Origin of the sequence: Enterococcus sulfureus ATCC 49903 (assembly GCF_000407605.1) — a bacterium.
In the GTDB taxonomy this organism is placed as follows: Bacteria; Bacillota; Bacilli; order Lactobacillales; family Enterococcaceae; genus Enterococcus_G; species Enterococcus_G sulfureus.
The window spans coordinates 163567-181293 of sequence record NZ_ASWO01000005.1 but is presented as its reverse complement, the minus strand read 5'-3'; the positions used below and the strand labels follow the sequence as shown (position 1 = coordinate 181293).

Sequence of the window (17727 nt, the reverse complement as noted above, 5' to 3'; positions counted from 1 at the left end):
CTAACTATGTGAGGTGAGGTTTAATGAAAAAATTTACATCCGGCTTTTTTGCAGGAACTGCAACTACAGTGATCGCAGCGATGGGCTTAGTAAAATTAATCAAAAAACAAGTGATTGAACCGATGGAACAAAAAGAAGCAATGATCGATGAGAATCGTAAGAAAGCTCACCGTAAGAGTCACGCAAGATAAAAAAAATCCCGCAATTGCGGGATTTTTTTTATCTTGTCTTCGCTTTTGTTTTTCCAGTCCACGTTTGGTAGCCATCTTTTAAGATATAGATGTCTTTATAACCTTGTTTACGTAATTTATTTGCTGCACGTACACTTAACGCACGCGCAGTATCATATAAATACACAGGTTGGTCTTTACGAATCGACGCATAAGACTGTGCTAAAACGGTATACGGAATATTACGTGCACCTAAAATATGACCTGCGTCGAATGTATCTTTTTCACGTACATCGATTATTTGTGCTTTACGCATTCCTTCTTTAAACGCTTCTTGATCTAACATGGTTGCTGATCGTTTCCCTAAAATATAGTAGTACAACCAATTTAATCCAATACCTACGATGATTAAAAATAAAACGAGTGTTAATCCTTGTAAAAAATTCATCCTAATCCAACCCTTCTCTACTTGCTAATCGCCAACGATGCTGCACCAATGACCCCTGCATCGTTTCCTAATTCCGCTAATTTGATTTTTGTTGATTCGCCAACTTGTGGGAACGTGAAATTCAAGAAATGCTCTTCGACACGACTTCTTAAAAACTCACCTGCTGCAGAAACGCCACCGCCTAAAACGATACTTGACGGATTTAGTGTATTTCCAATATTTCCAGCGGCTAATCCTAAGAAATAACACACTTTATCTACAACTAAATTCGCAAAATGATCGCCATTTTGAGCTGAAGTAAACACATCTTTACTCGTAATCGATTGTCCATCATCTAACCACGTTTTCAGTTCAGAACTTCCAGCGTATTCTTCTGCCATTTTGCGCGCCACACGTACGATTCCAGTTGCACTTGATACCGTTTCTAAACAACCTTTTTTCCCACATGTACACATAAAGCCATCTGGATCGACTGTAATATGGCCAATCTCACCGGCAGCACCTGCGACGCCGTGCAATAATTGACCATTCATAATGATTCCTCCACCAACACCAGTTCCAAGAGTCACAAAGACCACGTCCGGTGCATTTTCTCCAGCACCTTTCCACTGTTCTCCAAGAGCAGCTACATTGGCATCATTGTCGATAAAAAACGGGATTCCAGTTCCTTTTTCGATCTCATCTTTTACCCATTGCGTCGTTTTCCAGTTTAAATTATACGCACCGATAACTGTTCCTTTTTGGCGATCCACACTTCCAGGTGTCCCCATTCCAATACCGACAAAATCTTCTGCTTTCATAGTGAACAAAGATAGATGATGATTGATTGACTCAATGATTTCTGGAACAATATGTGTGCCTTCGTCTAAAATATTCGTTGGAATACTCCATTTTTGTTGGATTTCTCCACTTTGCGTCAAAATCGCAAATTTTACTGTAGTCCCACCTAAATCGATTCCAATTACTTTTTTATCCATTTACTTCTCTCCTCTACTTTCTTCAATATGATGTTCACGTTTTAAAATGGTACGCGCTGATAAATACGTATCACGATCGATCAAACGACTATCATATAGTGTTTTCACTTCTAATGTCATAAACTCAATATCATAAAGACGCTTTCCTAAATACACGATGATCCCAAAGCGTTTTAGTAACTGTTGTACATCATAGAGCGTTTCCATTGGCGAACTCCTCATCTATTATACTCTCTAGAGATATTTTTTGAAACCGTACATCAAAAAGAATATGATAAAAAATAAACAAAGAATCCCTGATAAAATTCGAATGTGGATCGAATATTGACCTTTGTTTTGTGGCAACGCTAAAGTATTGGCAAATAATACTCCACCAAGTAATCCTCCTACATGGCCCCAAATATCAATACTTTGATCAAACGCACCAAACGCAAATGTTAAAATCAAAAACAATCCAAACTGACGGACCATTGCTTGAATACCTGGTTGATTCCGAAAATGAAACCCTAATACCACAAAGGCCCCAAAGAGCCCAAAGAGTGACGTGCTTGAACCTGCTGAGATAATCCCTGGTTGATTAAACGCAAAACTCATCAAATTTCCTAAGATCCCACTACCTAGATACAAGATAAAGAAACGTGTATGTCCATAGATTTGCTCGATTTGTTTTCCCATAAAATACAAAACGACTGAATTGACAGCAAAGTGCATCAAACCAAAATGTAAAAAAATCGGTGTAATGAAACGCCAGTATTCTCCTAAAAACACTACCGATGGACCATATAATACCCCAGCATTTTTTAAAGGATCAGTTGGCAATAAATAGCCTAATGCAAAGGTTACTGTTTGCATGGCTAAAAATAACCAAGTAAAAAAAGGTTCTTGTTGAATTCGTTTCATTGAAAATGACTGCATATCGTTCTCCTATACTGTTAAAATTTGTTGTATCCGCTGATCATGCGCTTCGATCGGCAAGATTTCTTCAGACACAAGTTGAAGCTGCATCGCTAAACTAATCGTCGTGTGCGCATTTGCTGTCAAGAAGCGGTCGTAATAGCCCCCACCGTAGCCTAAGCGTTTGCCAGACTGTGTAAATGCAACACCAGGTACGATCAATAGATCCAATGTTTCAGGCACGATCTCAGGTGCATCCATAGGCTCTAAAATTCCAAAGTTACTCTTCTCATACTGTGTATCTGGAAAAATTTCTTGAAAGACTAATCGCTTTTGCTTGACTACCGGCACGCTGACTTGTTTTGTTTTCAAAGCTTCTTGTATAATCGGCCATGTATCGACTTCATGTGCCATCGAACGATAGATGCCAATTGAACGTGCTTGCTTGAAAGATGGCGATGCCAATAGTTTTGCACCTAAATGACATTCTTCATCATGTTTTTCCTGTGTTTGACTATACCTTGTCAAAGCGTATAATACTTGCTCGCGTAATTGTTGTTTCGTCATGACATCCCCTCATTTCACTGCTTTATTTTACCATGTTTTCAAAAAAAATGAATCCAAAGCCATGTGAAATTCGTCAAGTAAAAATACTTAACAAAAATCATCAGAAATGCTAGATTTCTTATTTAAAACGTGCTATTATATTTAAGTCTGAGAGTGATCTTAGTTAGATTCTAACCGTAAAGGGAGGGAAAATACATGCGCGTAAACATTACTTTAGAGTGTACTTCTTGTAAAGAACGTAACTACCTAACAAACAAAAACAAACGTAACAACCCTGATCGTTTGGAAAAGCAAAAATATTGCCCACGCGAACGCAAAGTGACTTTGCACCGCGAAACTAAATAATCATTTAGTTTTCAAGCCTAGAACGCTGATTTGTCAGTGTTTTAGGCTTTTTGTTTTGTCTGAAATAAAAACGTGACATCATTCTTGACATCATTAGGTTTATTTATTATATTTTCCGTACTAGTTCAGCAAATTAACTTCCCTCACTTTGCCCAGAGTACTTCAAATTCTTCACATACTACATCCATTGTGTCTATATCGACTCCAAAAATTGCTTGTTCTTTAAAACTTCTCATCCAAAATTCTCGATGCTCTTTGCGCCAATAGTCTAGCGATTTATCGCCTTCTCCTTCTTTGTACGCGTGGGATGCCGTCACTTCATTGAAGGGAATAAGATAAACGTGTGTATTTCTTATGATAGCAACAGGCTGATTGCTTCCATCTAATACTATATCGACTCGATTCGCCTCTACTTCAGGCAGGGGTTCATTATTTACTTCATACTCGACTTTGGCACTAGCTGTTGCTGTTTTTTCACCTGAAAGTACAAGTTTAGCTAATTGATCTGCCATTTCTTTTGAATCACCAAAACTCCATGCGGATCCAACTGTTACTGACTTGTATTCCGGCCTAGCTACTTTAAATTGATGCCAAAACAACTGTAAGTTCTCCTCCATTTATCTTGCTCCTATCCATTGATTTTTTAGTTTAAATCGGCAAATAAACTAAGTAAGTTCCCATCGATATCTTTAATGATCGCGTAGCGTTGTCCCCAAAAAGTATCCCAAGGTTTTCTAAAAGATTCATATCCTGCATCTATCATTTTAAAATAAGCATGATCAACGTCTTCTACAGACTCACATAAAAAAGCGAGTTCTACGGTATCTCCAACTGTTTTTGGTTCATATCCATATATACTCGCGACCATTTTGGCTGTGTTCAATGATATTCGTACACCTTCATGCTGCAATTCAACATAATCTGATGATTCCCTAGCTACTGTTTGAAATCCTAATGTTTCATAAAATTTAATTGCACCTGGCATATCTTTTGTGATGATTCCAACCATATCTAGTTTCATAATCTCGCTCCTTTTTTCATTTACCATAGAATAAATTTACCTCTCTTTATAATAGCGGTATACTAGAGGAAAGAAAAGATAAAAGGGGAGACTACTATGAAACTACGTCCCATCGAAACGACTGATTTTCCATTGATTGTACAAAAATATGTCGATGTATTTGCCGCCGAGCCTTGGAATGAAACCCATGATCCTGCTCAAATCAACGAATACGTTCAAAATCTTTACGCAATGAATACCTTTATCGGATTTATTGCATACGATGACGATTCTAACGATTTTATTGGTGTTGCTCTTGGCTTTATTAAACCGTGGTATCAAGGTACCGAGTACATCCTAGATACATTTTTTGTTGACAATCAAAAACAGCATTCTGGATTAGGTACGGTATTGTTAAAACGTGTAAAACAAGAATTACACGCACGTTCTATCTCTGCGATCATGCTCGACACAGATCGTGGTACACCAGCTGAAAAGTTCTATATTAAAAATGGCTTTGACGCGCTAGAAGAATCAGTGCTAATGGTCAGCAGTACGACCGAGCTCTAACTACTCTTATGTCGATTTATCTTATGGTTTTGTTTTGAAGTCACGCAAAGGAGTGAACGATAATGAAAAAATTATGTTTAGGACTATGTTTTATGATGGGATTTTTTTTAACTGGATGTTCGATGTCCTCTCATTCATCGACATCTGCTATGATGTCAACTACTCCACAACATACCAAGATGGATATGACGGATTCTGTACTGCAAAATTTTGATGCGATACAGTTAAGTGGGATTTTTCCTAGTCAAAAAAATGGGAGTACTCCTGACCAAGTAATCAAACGATTTGGTGACGCAACTACTCGTGATTTTTCTTATCTTGATGGTATCAGTAGCACGACATTAACTTGGAAACAACTACCTTTAGCATCTGACTACAGGCTACTTGTGTCGTTTGTCGATGATCATGCGATTTCAAAATCATTGATAAACAAAAAATTAACTCCTCGTACTCCCATTACCTTAAAGCGATTTGATGCAATTACGATCGACTCGACCTATACAACAGAAAATGCTCGAGAAGAATTTGGTGAACCAAATGGCATCAATATCACCGTAGTCAATGGTTCTACCAAAACGCTCTATTCTTGGACCCAAACCAATCAAGATGCGACCGAGTCTAGTTTAACACTGACCTTTAAAAATGATTTAGCGACAACAAAATCTCAATCTAACTTGAAGTGATCCCTAGGGATTTACTGACATAAAAAACACGATACTCCTATCGATAGGAATATCGTGTTTTTTTAGTTTATTTTAATTCTTGCCCATAAATGTCGTCGACTGATTTTTCAGGATCGATTACAATATATAGATTTTTTGTTGATTCGCTGATTTTAGTTGATTGGTACACATTGTCTAATCCATCGCCATCTGTATCTTTGTATGGGAAGTAAACAATTTCTGAAGCACCAGTACGGTATAAAATTTCCATGCGCTCGATATCTTGATATTTTAACGCGCGTGAGAACATTCCTAGTTCTAATCCACCAAGGTTAATATCATGTGTTGCCACTTGATCTCCTTCTTGGAAAATTTCAATTTTAAACCCAGCACATGGGTGAATTTCAACAAATTCGCCTCCATTGATGCGGCCGTAGCTTGTTGTAATTTGTTTAATCCATAAATCTCCGATAAAGCGGCGATCTACTGTCCAAGTTTCTCCGTTACGGAAAAGGAATTTTAATGCTTTCATCTCTCTTGCCATCTGAAACACTCCTTAAACAATATTTATTACTCTTTAATTTTAGCACATCAGAAGGCGTTTGCACAGAATTAATATAGACCTGATACTTCCAGATAATCAAATAACTTTTGTTGTTCATTAGAGACTTGTCCTTCAACCACTGCACGCTCTAATTTTTGCAGAGATTCTTTGAGCCATGGTCCTGAATCTTTGTGAAAATGTGTCATTAAATCACGGCCATTGACTGCTAGTTCTTTTAATGAATGGATAGGAAGTGCGTGATAGCGAACCTGTGCTGTTGGATCGGCTTCTTGATCAAAAAAGCAAACTAAGCGTTCGATATACGCAATACTTTCTGAACCTAATTGATACAACTCATACGTAGACAACTGTCTGGTTTGGCGAATCGTCATTCCAAATAAAATCGATTGCACTAACTTGATGACTTGATTGGATGCTTTCCACGCTTTTAAAAATGAACTGACATTCTCAGGCTTAATGGCTAGTGTATAAACGACTAAGCTCCATACCTCGATCGTGTCATTCACTTTATGATAAGGTAAATTCGCTAACTGAATTAGTTCTTGTTTATGCTCTTGAAACTGTGGACAAAACTGATACGCCTTTGTCTGCAAAAACAATTCTAAAGCTTGTTTACGATTGCACCCAAGCATTAGTTTTTCAAATTCGATCGCAATGCGTTCAACAGAAATTTTACTCAATAAATGGCTATTTTCCTGAATAGCTAGAAGCGTCTGTTCTTCCATATCAAAGTTCAATTGACTCACAAAACGCAATCCACGCATCATGCGTAACGCATCTTCATGAAACCGTTCTTGCGGATCTCCCACTGCACGGATAATTCGCTTATTTAAATCTTGTAAACCATGAAATAGATCGATCATTTGGCCATCTAATTTTAAAGCCAAAGCGTTGATCGTAAAATCACGGCGTTTTAAATCTTCTGCTAGCGAACGTACAAATTCTACTTTCTCAGGTCGTCTAAAATCTTGATAAGTCGACTCTGTACGAAATGTCGTGATCTCGTATTGCTGCTCACCAGACAATACCAAAACCGTGCCATGCTCGATCCCAACATCGATCGTCCGTTTAAATAAAGCTTTGATTTCAGCTGGAAAGGCGCTCGTCGCAATATCCACATCATGAATGGGTTGATCTAGAACTAAATCTCTGACACTCCCACCCACAAAATAGGCTTCATAGCCAGCTTGTTCAATCAATTGGATCACTGGACTGGCTTCAATAAATTCATGTGGTAATGTAATTGAATGACTCACAGCTAGTCCTCTTTTCTTTCTTCATCCACTCGTTCAAAACGATTGGCATCGCGTGTATTAAATTTTTGCATATTTTGCTCAAAGACTTCTGTCAGATCAATATCCAACGAATTGGCCATGATCATGGTAACAAACAAGACATCCCCTAGTTCTTCAGCTACTGTTTTTGCAGGCTCTGTTGCCTTTTTAGCTTTTTCACCATAATGATGATTGACTTCACGTGCCAATTCTCCCATTTCTTCTGTCAATCGGGCCATTTGTGCTAAAGGACTAAAATAGCCTGACTTAAATTGAGAGATATAGGCATCGACTTCTTGTTGCATTTCATTTAATGTTTTACTCATGTTTACTCCTCCACTTCAAAAAAGACTAACTACTTAAGAGTCAGCCTTTTGCATACGTAATTGTGTTAATTGAGCACTGGCCTGTTCAAACTGCAGTTTATCTCCTTGATCTAGTGCACGATCAATTTCTGCTTGAAGCTGTTTGATTTGTTGCTCGATTTCAACTTGTTTTAATGACTGTTCGATTCGTTCGATATCTTCGGCACTGATTTGATCATTCCAACGATAATACGGATTGTCTTCGACTAATCCTACATAACGATTGGGGATCGTATGTGTCTCAAACTCACACTCGACAAACAGCGGTTCTTGCCATTTAAACCGAATCTCATGAAAAATTTGATCTACATCGGTAAATGTCCGCCCATTTAAAAACAACACGAGCGGTTGCTCTACATTTCTGCCTGCCTTCAATCGGATTCCCCGTGGTGTTTTGTCAACATGTTCCACAAATTGGATTTGTTTGACAATTCCTTCATGGTGAATCAAATATTCAAGCATCCACGAAATCTCACGTCTAGAAAAAGTGACCGAAGTCAAGAGATAACGTAACCATTGGATTTTTTCTTCTAACTGGATCACTTTTTTCACCTATCTTTCTGCCAGATCGTCTAAAATCGATTGGACTTCTAAATCGCCTGGTTCATGTGCTACATAATGAGTCAAGAGTTGGATCGCTTCTTCCAATTGACCTTCTTCGCGTAAGAATAACCCATATTCTTTCATAAAATCAATTTCATGATGGAGTTGTTCGTTCGCTAAAGCATAATATTTTGCTGCTTCAGCAAATTCTTCTAGCTCATAAGAGGCTTTAGCACGGTTCCATAGTGCAAATGGTTGGTCTTGATTTTCCATTTGACGGATCGCATCTAATGCTTCCTCATAGAATCCTTCATCGATATACAGATTACTTAAAATCAATAATGTATCATCCATACGCTCGCCGATTTCCAAAGCATCGATCAAAAATTGCTCGGCCTTTTTCACTTCATTTAAACGATACGCATTTTCCGAAGCAAAATGATACAATTCTACACGATATGGATTTTCATTGATTCCTTCTTCGACCACCTCTTGTGCTTCTTGAAGAAGTTCTTCTTTTTGTAAAGTCTCCGCTAAGAAAAGATACAATGCCTCATACTGTGGATTTAAGACACGTAATTTTTGAAGATAATGAATCGCTTTTTCATGTTCTTCAATTTGCAAATACACAAATGCTAGTTGGAACAAGCGATCATCGGTCTCCTCTTCTTCTAAAGCTTGTTCTAATAATAAAACTGCTTCTTCGAACTGCCCCATCATACTCAGTGCTACACCTTGGCGTTCAATCAACGAAACAGAAGGTAAATCAAAATGTTTCGCATCTACTTTTTGATAATACTCATAGGCTTCTTGATAACGATCTGTTGTAAAGTATAGTTCGGCTAGAGCAAATAAAATCACACTTTGTTCGTCTACATATTCAAGTGCTTCCTTTAATTTTGCTTCGCTGACTTCTGGGATTCCAAGCACTTGATACAAGTCTGCTGTAATTAACAGTGCTTGCGCATAGAACTCGCTCGTTTTGGGAATACTTTCTAGTGCTTCAAAAGCCGTTTCGATTTCATTATTTTCGATGGCTACTTCAGCTAAAGGTAAATAATACCCCACTTGTTTAGGATTTTTCTTCAATAACACTTGAAAAATTTCGTTGACTTCTTCCAAAAAACCAAGCTGTAACAATTCTTCTCCTAATCCAGCTAATGTTTCTTCATCATCTGTTCGTAAGGCTTGTTGAAAGGCCAATTGTGCTTGGGCTAAATCTTCTTGTTGTAACGCTTGTAACATTTTTTCACTTTCGCTCATCTTCATGTGCTCCTTTTACTTCTTGTTGATAATAATCAAGAATGTCTGCTAATTTAGAGTTCGTAACATCGATCGAAACAGATGCCACTTGTCCGATAGCCGTCATTCGTATCAGTTGATTTTGTTGTTTGAGGTCGTCCTCCACTTGTATGAAATAATCTGCTAATACAAGACCTTTTGGTAAGTATACCGGATATCCTAATTGTTGGAACCATTGAAAAAGGCGATGGCACATCTCTTGTTCATCAAGATTCAATAAATCCCAAACCAAATGAAAGAACAGCCCTAAGAAACGTTTCATATTTGCAGATAATAAATGCCCGCCATCGATTGTATAAAATGCGCGTTCAAATAATCGTTCATACTGTTGCACGTGCTTAGCATGATGACTAGTAGCAAGCACTACATGGTCTATAAAAGGCGTCATGGGAATCGTAGCTAGTTGTTCTGGCGTTTGATAGGTCTGAAAGATATGCTCAAGTAATTCACGATTAGTTAAATAACCATATTTGATTAAAATCGCCAAATCGATCATTCGTTCAGCTGTCGAATATTGTTGATTCAATTGAACGTATCCAATCCGTTTAGGGATCGTCTCGGTATGCAAGCTTACTTGGGCTTTTGCCACGATTTCTTTAGTCGGGAATAAGGCGGTTACGAAAGACTGGATGGTGTGATGCACTGAATAAAGCTGTACCTCATATTCTCCATGGACACTTAGAAAACTAATCAAAGATACCACACTCTCACTACCAAATGCAATCCAAACCATAGGAAGTTTTGTATCAAACTGTCTCAAGAAATAGATGATCTGAGAAAGTTCCTCTAAATTATTTTGATACAGCGCTTGAGGCATAATATAAAACGATACCGTTTGCGTGTTGTACCATTTTGTAATCCGATCTGCAAATTTCTCATATAATTTTGGAGTAGTAAACACGATCAGTTGATGATCAACTGGGATTTTTTTGGTCAATTCTTGCAACGTTTGCCCATAATACACTTTAGCTTGCCAGGTCTGTACACTATATTCGACTTCCATCCTCCCACCTCCATAGTCTAACTAGTATACCATGAATGCTGACAAAATAAAAAACAGGTAGCCCAAAATGAGCCACCTGTTTATCTGTAATTAAATTTTTGTAACGTCTGCAGCTTGAGGTCCTCTTGACCCTTCTACAATTGAAAAGCTCACTGCTTGGCCTTCTTCAAGTGATTTAAATCCGTCTCCTTGAATCGCTGAGAAATGTACGAATACGTCGTCTCCATTTTCAACTGCAATAAATCCAAACCCTTTATCGTTGTTAAACCATTTTACTGTACCTTGTTCCATTTTTTCATTCCTCCACTCATAACATTACCTTACTTATTATATCAAAATTGTAACCGTTCGCAACTCTTTTTCATAAAAAAAGAAGGCCTAGGCCCTCTTTTCAACTGATTATTTAGCAGCGACGAATAATTCGTTTGCTTTTTCCCAGTTTACAAGTTTCCAGAATGCATCAATGTAATCTGGACGTACATTTTTATAGTTTAAGTAGTAGGCATGTTCCCATACATCTAAACCTAAAACAGGAGTTTGGCCTTCCATTAATGGTGAATCTTGGTTTGCTGTAGACGTTACGGCTAATTTACCGTCTTTTACTACTAACCAAGCCCAACCTGAACCAAAACGGCCAGTTGCTGCTTTTTTAAATTCTTCTTTTAATGCATCTAAAGATCCAAATGTATCTTCGATCGCTGTTTTTAATTCGCCTACTGGTTCTTCAGTAGCATTTGGTGTCAAGATTTCCCAGAAGAAACTATGATTGGCATGGCCACCACCATTATTACGTACTGCTGTTTGAATATCACTTGGGATTGCATCCATATCTGCGATTAAGTCTTCCACTGATTTTTCTGCTAATTCAGGATATTTTTCAACCGCTGCATTTAAGTTCGTCACATAAGTATTGTGATGTTTATCGTGATGTAAATGCATTGTTTCCACATCGATTTGTGGTTCTAGCGCATCGTATGCATAAGGTAATTCTGGTAATTCGTAAGCCATAAAGTAATTCCTCCTAATTGTTTGTTAGTACTCCTTAAGAGTAGCAAATAAACTGGGTTTCATCAAAAAATTTGCTCTGTTTTTTTAAACATTTTTTTATTTGAAGACCAACCACTTACTAAACGCATAGTTTGCTACAATCACAAAGACTTGTGAAACGATTTTAGCTGAAAAATCTGAGCTATGTAGGACACTCAACATGACGAACATCGCGCCCATATCCAAGACATAAGACAATGCACGATAGGCTACAAATAAGAACGCTTCTTTAAAATATGCACCACGAGATGTCGTTTGACTTTTAAATACCCATTTTTTATTGGTCACAAATGCAAATAAAACGGATAAAATCCAAGCAATTGAATTGGCAATCACATAATTGACTTCTACGACATTTCGAAAAAAGAAATATACCGCAATATTGACCACTGTAGTCAATACACCAAAAAATAAGTAACTCAAGATTTCGACACTAAGTAATTGTTTATTTTTCATCTGATTCTCCTTTAGATTTACTAAGCTAGTATAACAGTCTAAAGAATATTTGACTAGCGCTTGTATTCTTTCTTAGACTTGTTTAAAATGACCAGTAGATCGTAAGTTAAAAAGGAGTCGTTTCCATGACCATGTTTCAATTAATTCGTAGTTCATTTTTCCAATTCAACACCTTGACTCAAGTCCGAAAAGTTCCCTTTGGAAAAATTGTTGTCTATTTACTTTGTTTAAGCTTTTTGTTTGCTATCCCAATGACCTTTCAAGTAGCTGAAATTTTTCAGTCGATTCGCGCGGACGGTCAAGAAATCGCCAAAAAAATCCCTGATTTTTCGATTCAAAATGGGCAGCTGAAGACAAAAGAACAAACAAAAGGATTTATTTATCAAACGGATTCGATTATTTTTACATTTGATCCAGACAACCAACGTTCCGTAGAACAAGTCACACAAGAAGATCTAGGCAACTTATTTAATATTGGATTGCTCAAAAATGAAGCGGTACTATCCTTACCACAAGGCGAATTCACGTCTGCTATTTTTAGTACAAATCCAATTATTCTGCCTTACTCAAGTTCGCTTTTTACCAATTTAACTGGAGATTCGTTACGACAAGGACTCGCTGAAAATCAATTGCCGTGGTTTTTATACGTCCTTATTTTTCTCATCGCAGTCTATCCATCGTTTTTAACTTTAGTTATTACACTTGTGATTATGAGTTTAGCGTTTTCGATCTTTTTGCGCGCACGCTCTGCACAGTGGCGCTTTTTAAATACGTTGAAAACCTTGGTCGTCTGTTCTACGATCCCAACGCTATTTGCGGCAGGAATGTTGTTTTTAAATGCTACGTTTGATGCCACAACGTTTATTTTTCTCGCTACATCTTTTATTTTTTTCAATGTGATTCGTCAAGAAAAAAAAGAAATAGTATAATAAGAAAAGACTAGTCTACACTAGTCTTTTTTAATACAAAAAAGGAGTGATTCAATGCATATATTATTAGCAAGATCCTTTAAACAAACATTTTTGGATGAAATGAATGCTTTAGGATACGATGTAGTTGTTGACACGGATTCATTCGATTGGCATGATGTTCAAGTTACAATTGGCTGGAAAAAAGAATGGGAAGCCCCATTATTTTCTAAAGATAGCCAATTAAAATGGGTCCATTCGATTTCAGCCGGTGTGGATACACTCCCATTATCTGAATTTGCCTCACGAGGTATTCTCGTCTCCAATGCCAGTGGGATTCATTCAGAATCTATCAGCGACCATGTAGTCGGTGTCCTTTACATGTACACAAGACAATTATTTGCAGCTACCTTACAGCAAGAAACGCATCAGTGGGGACTTGACGACGCTGTATTTAAACCATTGTCCGAGCTGACTGTCACGATTGTAGGAACCGGCAATATCGGAACGACTTTGGCACACCGATTAGTTCCACTAGGTGTTACCGTATTTGGTATCAATCGTAGTGGTCACGCCAAAGAGCCATTTCACGAAACATTCTCTTTAGATCAGTTACATGAAGTAGGACGAAAAAGCGATATTGTCATCAATATTTTACCTTTGACTCGTCAAACGACTCGTCTATATGATCAAGCTTTTTTTGCTACTTTACAAAAACATGCTGCATTTATCAATGTAGGTCGTGGCGAAAGTGTAGATGAACAAGCACTTAGTGAGGCGTTAACAACTGAACAATTTGCCTTTGCTTCGATCGATGTAGCGACGACAGAACCTTTACCACCTGATCATTTTTTATGGTCAACGAAACATTTAATGATCACGCCACACATTTCTGGTTATACGCCACATTTTGAAACGAAATTTATGGAGATCTTTTTGCCAAATCTTCGTGAATTTACTGCTTCTCGTACTTTAGTACGCAACCAAGTCGACTTAGAACAAGGGTATTAAAAAAGCAAGCGAGTGATGAACTCGCTTGCTTTTTATTTACTTTCTGTGAAGCGATACGTCGGCTCATCTAATGATGGATCGTAATCCACAGTTAAATCATAGCCTTTAAAAAACCAATCATCTACTTTATCGATGAAAAATAAATAGTTTTCGTTGGTGACTTGAACCATTGTTTCCTCTGGTGTTGCTACAGAAAGCCCAACTGAAAAGCCTTCATGGACATCCGTTTTGCCATAGACTTTTCCAAAAAATTGGACACCCATTCCTTTTTCTAATGCGATCTCTCGTTTAAACCAATCCATCGCTTGGGGAGTAATTGTTAAGTTCATACATTCACCTTTACTTTCTATTCATTCAATTTACGATCTAAAAGATCTACGTCATCGGCGTTTCCGATAACGAGTAAATTATCATTTTCTAATACGACCTCATCTGCAGAAGGAGAGACAATGATTTTGGCATTTGGTCGTCTGATCGCCACTACAGTCAATCCATATTTTTGGCGGAAATTCAATTTCACCAAACTACAGTTAAAAAATTTCGGATTGGTCACACGAATTTCAGCTAATGAGAACTCGTCTGATAGTTCAATAAAATCCAAAATATTTTTAGAGACTAGATTATGTGCAATCCGTGTCCCCATATCTCGTTCTGGATGGACGACACGATCGGCACCGACTTTCTCAAGTACTCGCGCATGGTATTCGTTTTGTGCTTTTGCTACGACATGCGGCACACCCATCTCTTTAATCATAAGCGTTACTAAAATACTAGCTTGAATATCTTCTCCAATCGCAATGATCACATAATCAAAATTACGAATCCCTAATGAACGCAAAACGGCTTCATCTTGTGCATTTCCAACCACAGCATACGTGGCAATATTCATGTATTCATTCACACGATCTTCGTTCGCATCGATCGCCAATACTTCTTGACCTGCTTCGGCCAAGGTACGGCAAATGCTGCCTCCAAATCGTCCTAATCCAATAATCGCATAGTTTTGTTTCACCTGACAGTCTCCTCTACTCAAGATCCTAAGTGTATTATAACAAAGGTCATACTAAGTTCCTACTAAGAAAACTCACACTTTATTTTGCATACCCATGTTTTAACGCGTAAATGGCTGCTTGTGTACGGTCTTCGACTTCTAATTTTGATAAGATGTTTGAGACATGTGTCTTCACCGTTTTCAATGTAATAAATAACTCATCTGCAATTTCTTGATTACTCTTTCCTTCTGCAATCAATTGCAAGACTTCCCGCTCTCTTGTAGTTAGCTCATCATGTAAATGGAATGTACGTGTCGACAGTGTGTTTTTTAGCTTTTCTGATACTTCTGCTTCTAACACTTTTTCTCCACGGTAAGCTGCTCGGATAGCATCTGCAATCTCGTGTGCTGCAGACGTTTTCAATAAATATCCACTTGCTCCAGCCTCAATTGCTGGATATACTTTTTCATCGTCGATAAAACTGGTTACGATCAATATTTTAGCACTTGGCCATTGTGCTAAAATCTCTTTTGTTGCGGTAATACCGTCCATCTCTTCCATCACCAAATCCATTAAGATCACGTCAGGTCGTAAAGCTAAAGCTTTTTCAACCCCAATCGTACCATCTTCTGCTTCAGCGACTACCTCAATATCTTCTTGAATCGATAAATAGGCAGATACGCCCAAACGAACCATTTCATGATCATCTACTAACAACACTTCGATCATTCTTGTTCCACTCCTTTATCAAAAATTGGAATTTTAATCTCTACACTTGTTCCTTGTTGTTTAAAACTAATGATTTTTAAATTTCCGCCAATACTGTGAACACGTTCTCGGATATTCATCAATCCATAACTGCCACTTTTGACCTCATCCACATCAAAGCCGATTCCATCATCAATAAATCGAAATAACAATAAATGCTCGACTTGATGTAAATACACTTCAACTTCTTCAGCTTTGGCATGACGTAAGGTATTCGAAAGTAATTCTTGAACGATACGAAATACTTGGTCTTCAACATTACTCGCAACTTGTACATCTTCGATTTGCCACGTAATCTGAATATTGACTTTTGTTTTTAACTCGATTAATAATTGTTCAATCCCTTTTTTCAAGGTCTTACCTTCAAGATTGACTGGGCGTAGATGTAAGAGTAAAGCGCGCATCTCAGACTGTGCTTTATTAATAATATCTGTAATAAGGGCGAGTTGTTTTTGTTGCACATCTGGTATTTGATTTTTTTGCGCGACTTCATTCATTGCCGACATCATCATCATTGCTGCAAATAACTCTTGCGAAACTGAATCATGTAGCTCGCGTGCTAGGCGATGCCGCTCGGTTTCTAAAATTTCCTCTTTTGTCTGCCCATCCAAATTGATCGGTTGTGCGGTTAAACGTTGTACCTCGATTGAAATGGTGCGCATTTTCTTTTTGATCGCAAGTAAATCATACAACGGATCCTTTAAATAGGGATAACGCTCTAATTGGATACTAAAGAAACGTTCTTCTTCAACATCACCACTAGCTACTTTATGCAATTCTTCAGTTAACGGCTTCAACAGACGTTTTTGCCAAAATCCCAAAATCAAAAACAATACACCACCGCCAATGCATGCGATGATCAATAGGTACAAAATTACCGGCATAAATAAAATGCGCCATTGAAAAAAATCAAATAGCCATTCTTTTTGCATCCGACTTTGAAAAATACTATTTGCCAATAATAAAGACATCGTAAATAAAAACAGGGTAAATAAAATAGAAATCAACCATTTGATTGAACGTAGACTCATATCCGAATCACCTCAAGATCTCCAATGGCGCTTTGCGATAAAATTTTGATTCGACGAATTCCTTCATCGTAAGCTTGGCTATAGGCTGTATACTCTTCGTTGTGCAATTCTACTGTCTGTTCATCAAAAGAGACCTTTCCTAATAAGGCTTGGTGCTGCACCATTACTTCGATTCCTGTCGGAACTAAAATCCGTGTTTTCCCAAAGAATTTACGCACAATGATGACATTATCTTTTTTGGGTAACAATGTATTTCCTAAATCAATAATTGTATCTCCTGAAAACAAAGAAAGCGAAATGTCATCCCATTCATAAATCTTTGTTCCGATTCGTTGATCTCCAATAAACGGTTTTTTTGTAATTGTTTGATTATGTGGATTCGGTGGCTGACTTTCAATGATTTTGATCTCTTTTTTCCCAAACCATTGCTTCGTAAAAAAAGCAGCCTGTGTCAGTTCAAATCCTTTTAGTCCTAGAAAGATGACAACAAAAATCATTAAAAACACAACAGAAGAGGTGTTGATCAATCCGTTTAAGACTAATAATCCTCCAATGATTTGCCACATTCGTTTATGTTTACGTTTACTACCAAAATAAACAATAAAACTTCCTAGCACTAATAGCATCAATAAGTCGATCCGCTGAACAAGTTGCCATAACGAGGCGATGACTAAAATGGATGACACGATCCAAAAGAACTTCCACGAATTTTTCATGTCTTTTCCTCCTTTTGCTATTAGTAGTATTGTAACAAATAAACTCGCTTTTGCCTTCCTACTTTAGAATGAAAAAAAAGCAAGTCCACTATACTAAGAATCCGTTTTATGAA

The 17727-nt window shown here is 37.6% G+C and carries 27 protein-coding genes; 6 read left to right on the top strand and 21 right to left on the bottom strand.

Translation table 11 applies throughout. The features are described from left to right. Positions 1-23: 23 nt before the first annotated feature. On the top strand, positions 24-191 hold the full coding sequence (locus I573_RS11395) for a DUF3042 family protein (RefSeq protein ID WP_016185732.1): 168 nt from the start codon (positions 24-26) through the stop codon (positions 189-191). A gap of 28 nt (positions 192-219) precedes the next feature. Here the strand turns inward: I573_RS11395 and I573_RS06960 are convergent, their stop codons facing one another. The 5 genes from I573_RS06960 to I573_RS06940 are packed head-to-tail and all read right to left on the bottom strand — an operon-like array spanning position 220 to position 3056. Next, positions 220-618: a rhodanese-like domain-containing protein gene (locus tag I573_RS06960; RefSeq protein ID WP_016185733.1), complete on the bottom strand. Its 399-nt coding sequence runs from the start codon at positions 616-618 to the stop codon at positions 220-222. A gap of 17 nt (positions 619-635) precedes the next feature. After that, positions 636-1595 carry an ROK family glucokinase gene (locus tag I573_RS06955; protein ID WP_016185734.1) on the bottom strand — a complete coding sequence of 320 codons (960 nt, stop codon included), beginning with the start codon at positions 1593-1595 and terminating at the stop codon, positions 636-638. Further along, entirely contained in the window at positions 1596-1802 is a 207-nt protein-coding gene (locus I573_RS06950) for a YqgQ family protein (RefSeq protein ID WP_016185735.1), read from the bottom strand. 27 nt (positions 1803-1829) lie between these two features. Continuing rightward, complete coding sequence (locus I573_RS06945) at positions 1830-2510, bottom strand: rhomboid family intramembrane serine protease (protein ID WP_016185736.1); 681 nt, start codon at positions 2508-2510, stop codon at positions 1830-1832. A gap of 9 nt (positions 2511-2519) precedes the next feature. After that, on the bottom strand, positions 2520-3056 hold the full coding sequence (locus I573_RS06940; RefSeq protein WP_016185737.1) for a 5-formyltetrahydrofolate cyclo-ligase: 537 nt from the start codon (positions 3054-3056) through the stop codon (positions 2520-2522). Between the two features lie 195 nt (positions 3057-3251). Between I573_RS06940 and rpmG the strand changes: the two genes are divergently transcribed. After that, positions 3252-3401 (top strand): 50S ribosomal protein L33, encoded by a 150-nt coding sequence (gene rpmG / locus I573_RS06935; RefSeq protein WP_002356321.1) that lies wholly within the window; start codon positions 3252-3254, stop codon positions 3399-3401. Between the two features lie 143 nt (positions 3402-3544). Here rpmG and I573_RS06930 read toward each other — a convergent pair whose 3' ends face one another. Then, a complete protein-coding gene (locus I573_RS06930; protein WP_016185738.1) occupies positions 3545-4018 on the bottom strand; it encodes an ASCH domain-containing protein in 474 nt (157 codons plus the stop codon). A 26-nt stretch (positions 4019-4044) separates the two neighbouring features. Then, entirely contained in the window at positions 4045-4422 is a 378-nt protein-coding gene (locus I573_RS06925; RefSeq protein WP_016185739.1) for a VOC family protein, read from the bottom strand. A gap of 96 nt (positions 4423-4518) precedes the next feature. Between I573_RS06925 and I573_RS06920 the strand changes: the two genes are divergently transcribed. Together I573_RS06920 and I573_RS06915 are read left to right on the top strand one after the other, a co-directional pair. Beyond that, positions 4519-4971, top strand: a complete 453-nt coding sequence (locus I573_RS06920; protein ID WP_016185740.1) for a GNAT family N-acetyltransferase — start codon at positions 4519-4521, stop codon at positions 4969-4971. Between the two features lie 62 nt (positions 4972-5033). Beyond that, positions 5034-5654, top strand: coding sequence for a DUF3862 domain-containing protein (locus tag I573_RS06915; RefSeq protein ID WP_016185741.1), 621 nt, complete (start codon positions 5034-5036; stop codon positions 5652-5654). A gap of 67 nt (positions 5655-5721) precedes the next feature. On the opposite strand, the gene I573_RS06910 is transcribed toward I573_RS06915, so the two are convergent. The 9 genes from I573_RS06910 to I573_RS06870 form a co-directional block, all read right to left on the bottom strand. Continuing rightward, complete coding sequence (locus I573_RS06910) at positions 5722-6177, bottom strand: apurinic/apyrimidinic endonuclease family protein (RefSeq protein WP_016185742.1); 456 nt, start codon at positions 6175-6177, stop codon at positions 5722-5724. 68 nt (positions 6178-6245) lie between these two features. Further along, entirely contained in the window at positions 6246-7454 is a 1209-nt protein-coding gene (locus tag I573_RS06905; protein ID WP_016185743.1) for a CCA tRNA nucleotidyltransferase, read from the bottom strand. 2 nt (positions 7455-7456) lie between these two features. Then, entirely contained in the window at positions 7457-7798 is a 342-nt protein-coding gene (locus I573_RS06900) for a nucleotide pyrophosphohydrolase (RefSeq protein WP_016185744.1), read from the bottom strand. Between the two features lie 33 nt (positions 7799-7831). Further along, the gene (locus I573_RS06895) at positions 7832-8389 is read right to left on the bottom strand and encodes a YpiB family protein (RefSeq protein WP_245555072.1); all 558 of its coding nucleotides are present in this window, start codon (positions 8387-8389) and stop codon (positions 7832-7834) included. Beyond that, positions 8390-9643 carry a tetratricopeptide repeat protein gene (locus I573_RS06890; protein ID WP_016185746.1) on the bottom strand — a complete coding sequence of 418 codons (1254 nt, stop codon included), beginning with the start codon at positions 9641-9643 and terminating at the stop codon, positions 8390-8392. It lies immediately after the preceding gene. Then, positions 9630-10685, bottom strand: a complete 1056-nt coding sequence (locus I573_RS06885) for a hypothetical protein (protein ID WP_016185747.1) — start codon at positions 10683-10685, stop codon at positions 9630-9632. The genes I573_RS06890 and I573_RS06885 overlap by 14 nt, the downstream gene beginning before the upstream one ends. Before the next feature lie 90 nt (positions 10686-10775). Continuing rightward, positions 10776-10976, bottom strand: a complete 201-nt coding sequence (locus tag I573_RS06880) for a cold-shock protein (protein WP_016185748.1) — start codon at positions 10974-10976, stop codon at positions 10776-10778. Between the two features lie 108 nt (positions 10977-11084). Continuing rightward, a complete protein-coding gene (locus I573_RS06875) occupies positions 11085-11693 on the bottom strand; it encodes a superoxide dismutase (RefSeq protein ID WP_016185749.1) in 609 nt (202 codons plus the stop codon). Between the two features lie 96 nt (positions 11694-11789). Then, complete coding sequence (locus I573_RS06870; RefSeq protein WP_016185750.1) at positions 11790-12188, bottom strand: GtrA family protein; 399 nt, start codon at positions 12186-12188, stop codon at positions 11790-11792. 125 nt (positions 12189-12313) lie between these two features. On the opposite strand from I573_RS06870, the gene I573_RS06865 reads away from it, so the two are divergent. Both I573_RS06865 and I573_RS06860 read left to right on the top strand, forming a co-directional pair. Beyond that, positions 12314-13117 carry a DUF1189 domain-containing protein gene (locus I573_RS06865; RefSeq protein ID WP_016185751.1) on the top strand — a complete coding sequence of 268 codons (804 nt, stop codon included), beginning with the start codon at positions 12314-12316 and terminating at the stop codon, positions 13115-13117. Between the two features lie 54 nt (positions 13118-13171). Further along, positions 13172-14107 carry an NAD(P)-dependent oxidoreductase gene (locus tag I573_RS06860; RefSeq protein WP_016185752.1) on the top strand — a complete coding sequence of 312 codons (936 nt, stop codon included), beginning with the start codon at positions 13172-13174 and terminating at the stop codon, positions 14105-14107. A 32-nt stretch (positions 14108-14139) separates the two neighbouring features. On the opposite strand, the gene I573_RS06855 is transcribed toward I573_RS06860, so the two are convergent. From I573_RS06855 to liaF, 5 genes are all read right to left on the bottom strand, one after another. Further along, positions 14140-14436 carry a HesB/YadR/YfhF family protein gene (locus tag I573_RS06855; protein ID WP_016185753.1) on the bottom strand — a complete coding sequence of 99 codons (297 nt, stop codon included), beginning with the start codon at positions 14434-14436 and terminating at the stop codon, positions 14140-14142. Between the two features lie 17 nt (positions 14437-14453). After that, positions 14454-15119 carry a potassium channel family protein gene (locus I573_RS06850; protein WP_016185754.1) on the bottom strand — a complete coding sequence of 222 codons (666 nt, stop codon included), beginning with the start codon at positions 15117-15119 and terminating at the stop codon, positions 14454-14456. A gap of 79 nt (positions 15120-15198) precedes the next feature. After that, complete coding sequence (locus tag I573_RS06845) at positions 15199-15828, bottom strand: response regulator transcription factor (RefSeq protein WP_016185755.1); 630 nt, start codon at positions 15826-15828, stop codon at positions 15199-15201. Next, positions 15825-16898, bottom strand: a complete 1074-nt coding sequence (locus I573_RS06840) for a sensor histidine kinase (protein ID WP_016185756.1) — start codon at positions 16896-16898, stop codon at positions 15825-15827. Before I573_RS06840 ends, I573_RS06845 begins: the two co-directional genes overlap by 4 nt. Then, positions 16895-17614, bottom strand: coding sequence for a cell wall-active antibiotics response protein LiaF (liaF, locus tag I573_RS06835; RefSeq protein WP_016185757.1), 720 nt, complete (start codon positions 17612-17614; stop codon positions 16895-16897). The genes I573_RS06840 and liaF overlap by 4 nt, the downstream gene beginning before the upstream one ends. Positions 17615-17727: the final 113 nt, after the last annotated feature.

Excerpts from the sequence above, each read along its gene's own strand:
- I573_RS06910 (WP_016185742.1), bottom strand. The coding sequence starts at position 6,177 with ATGGCAAGAGAGATGAAAGCATTAAAATTCCTTTTCCGTAACGGAGAA.
- I573_RS11395 (WP_016185732.1), top strand. The coding sequence starts at position 24 with ATGAAAAAATTTACATCCGGCTTTTTTGCAGGAACTGCAACTACAGTG.
- I573_RS06945 (WP_016185736.1), bottom strand. The coding sequence starts at position 2,510 with ATGCAGTCATTTTCAATGAAACGAATTCAACAAGAACCTTTTTTTACT.
- I573_RS06950 (WP_016185735.1), bottom strand. The coding sequence starts at position 1,802 with ATGGAAACGCTCTATGATGTACAACAGTTACTAAAACGCTTTGGGATC.
- I573_RS06860 (WP_016185752.1), top strand. The coding sequence starts at position 13,172 with ATGCATATATTATTAGCAAGATCCTTTAAACAAACATTTTTGGATGAA.
- rpmG (WP_002356321.1), top strand. The coding sequence starts at position 3,252 with ATGCGCGTAAACATTACTTTAGAGTGTACTTCTTGTAAAGAACGTAAC.
- I573_RS06870 (WP_016185750.1), bottom strand. The coding sequence starts at position 12,188 with ATGAAAAATAAACAATTACTTAGTGTCGAAATCTTGAGTTACTTATTT.
- I573_RS06890 (WP_016185746.1), bottom strand. The coding sequence starts at position 9,643 with ATGAGCGAAAGTGAAAAAATGTTACAAGCGTTACAACAAGAAGATTTA.
- I573_RS06960 (WP_016185733.1), bottom strand. The coding sequence starts at position 618 with ATGAATTTTTTACAAGGATTAACACTCGTTTTATTTTTAATCATCGTA.
- I573_RS06875 (WP_016185749.1), bottom strand. The coding sequence starts at position 11,693 with ATGGCTTACGAATTACCAGAATTACCTTATGCATACGATGCGCTAGAA.
- I573_RS06925 (WP_016185739.1), bottom strand. The coding sequence starts at position 4,422 with ATGAAACTAGATATGGTTGGAATCATCACAAAAGATATGCCAGGTGCA.
- I573_RS06930 (WP_016185738.1), bottom strand. The coding sequence starts at position 4,018 with ATGGAGGAGAACTTACAGTTGTTTTGGCATCAATTTAAAGTAGCTAGG.
- I573_RS06915 (WP_016185741.1), top strand. The coding sequence starts at position 5,034 with ATGAAAAAATTATGTTTAGGACTATGTTTTATGATGGGATTTTTTTTA.
- I573_RS06840 (WP_016185756.1), bottom strand. The coding sequence starts at position 16,898 with ATGAGTCTACGTTCAATCAAATGGTTGATTTCTATTTTATTTACCCTG.
- I573_RS06865 (WP_016185751.1), top strand. The coding sequence starts at position 12,314 with ATGACCATGTTTCAATTAATTCGTAGTTCATTTTTCCAATTCAACACC.
- liaF (WP_016185757.1), bottom strand. The coding sequence starts at position 17,614 with ATGAAAAATTCGTGGAAGTTCTTTTGGATCGTGTCATCCATTTTAGTC.
- I573_RS06900 (WP_016185744.1), bottom strand. The coding sequence starts at position 7,798 with ATGAGTAAAACATTAAATGAAATGCAACAAGAAGTCGATGCCTATATC.
- I573_RS06845 (WP_016185755.1), bottom strand. The coding sequence starts at position 15,828 with ATGATCGAAGTGTTGTTAGTAGATGATCATGAAATGGTTCGTTTGGGC.
- I573_RS06880 (WP_016185748.1), bottom strand. The coding sequence starts at position 10,976 with ATGGAACAAGGTACAGTAAAATGGTTTAACAACGATAAAGGGTTTGGA.
- I573_RS06940 (WP_016185737.1), bottom strand. The coding sequence starts at position 3,056 with ATGACGAAACAACAATTACGCGAGCAAGTATTATACGCTTTGACAAGG.
- I573_RS06920 (WP_016185740.1), top strand. The coding sequence starts at position 4,519 with ATGAAACTACGTCCCATCGAAACGACTGATTTTCCATTGATTGTACAA.
- I573_RS06955 (WP_016185734.1), bottom strand. The coding sequence starts at position 1,595 with ATGGATAAAAAAGTAATTGGAATCGATTTAGGTGGGACTACAGTAAAA.
- I573_RS06885 (WP_016185747.1), bottom strand. The coding sequence starts at position 10,685 with ATGGAAGTCGAATATAGTGTACAGACCTGGCAAGCTAAAGTGTATTAT.
- I573_RS06855 (WP_016185753.1), bottom strand. The coding sequence starts at position 14,436 with ATGAACTTAACAATTACTCCCCAAGCGATGGATTGGTTTAAACGAGAG.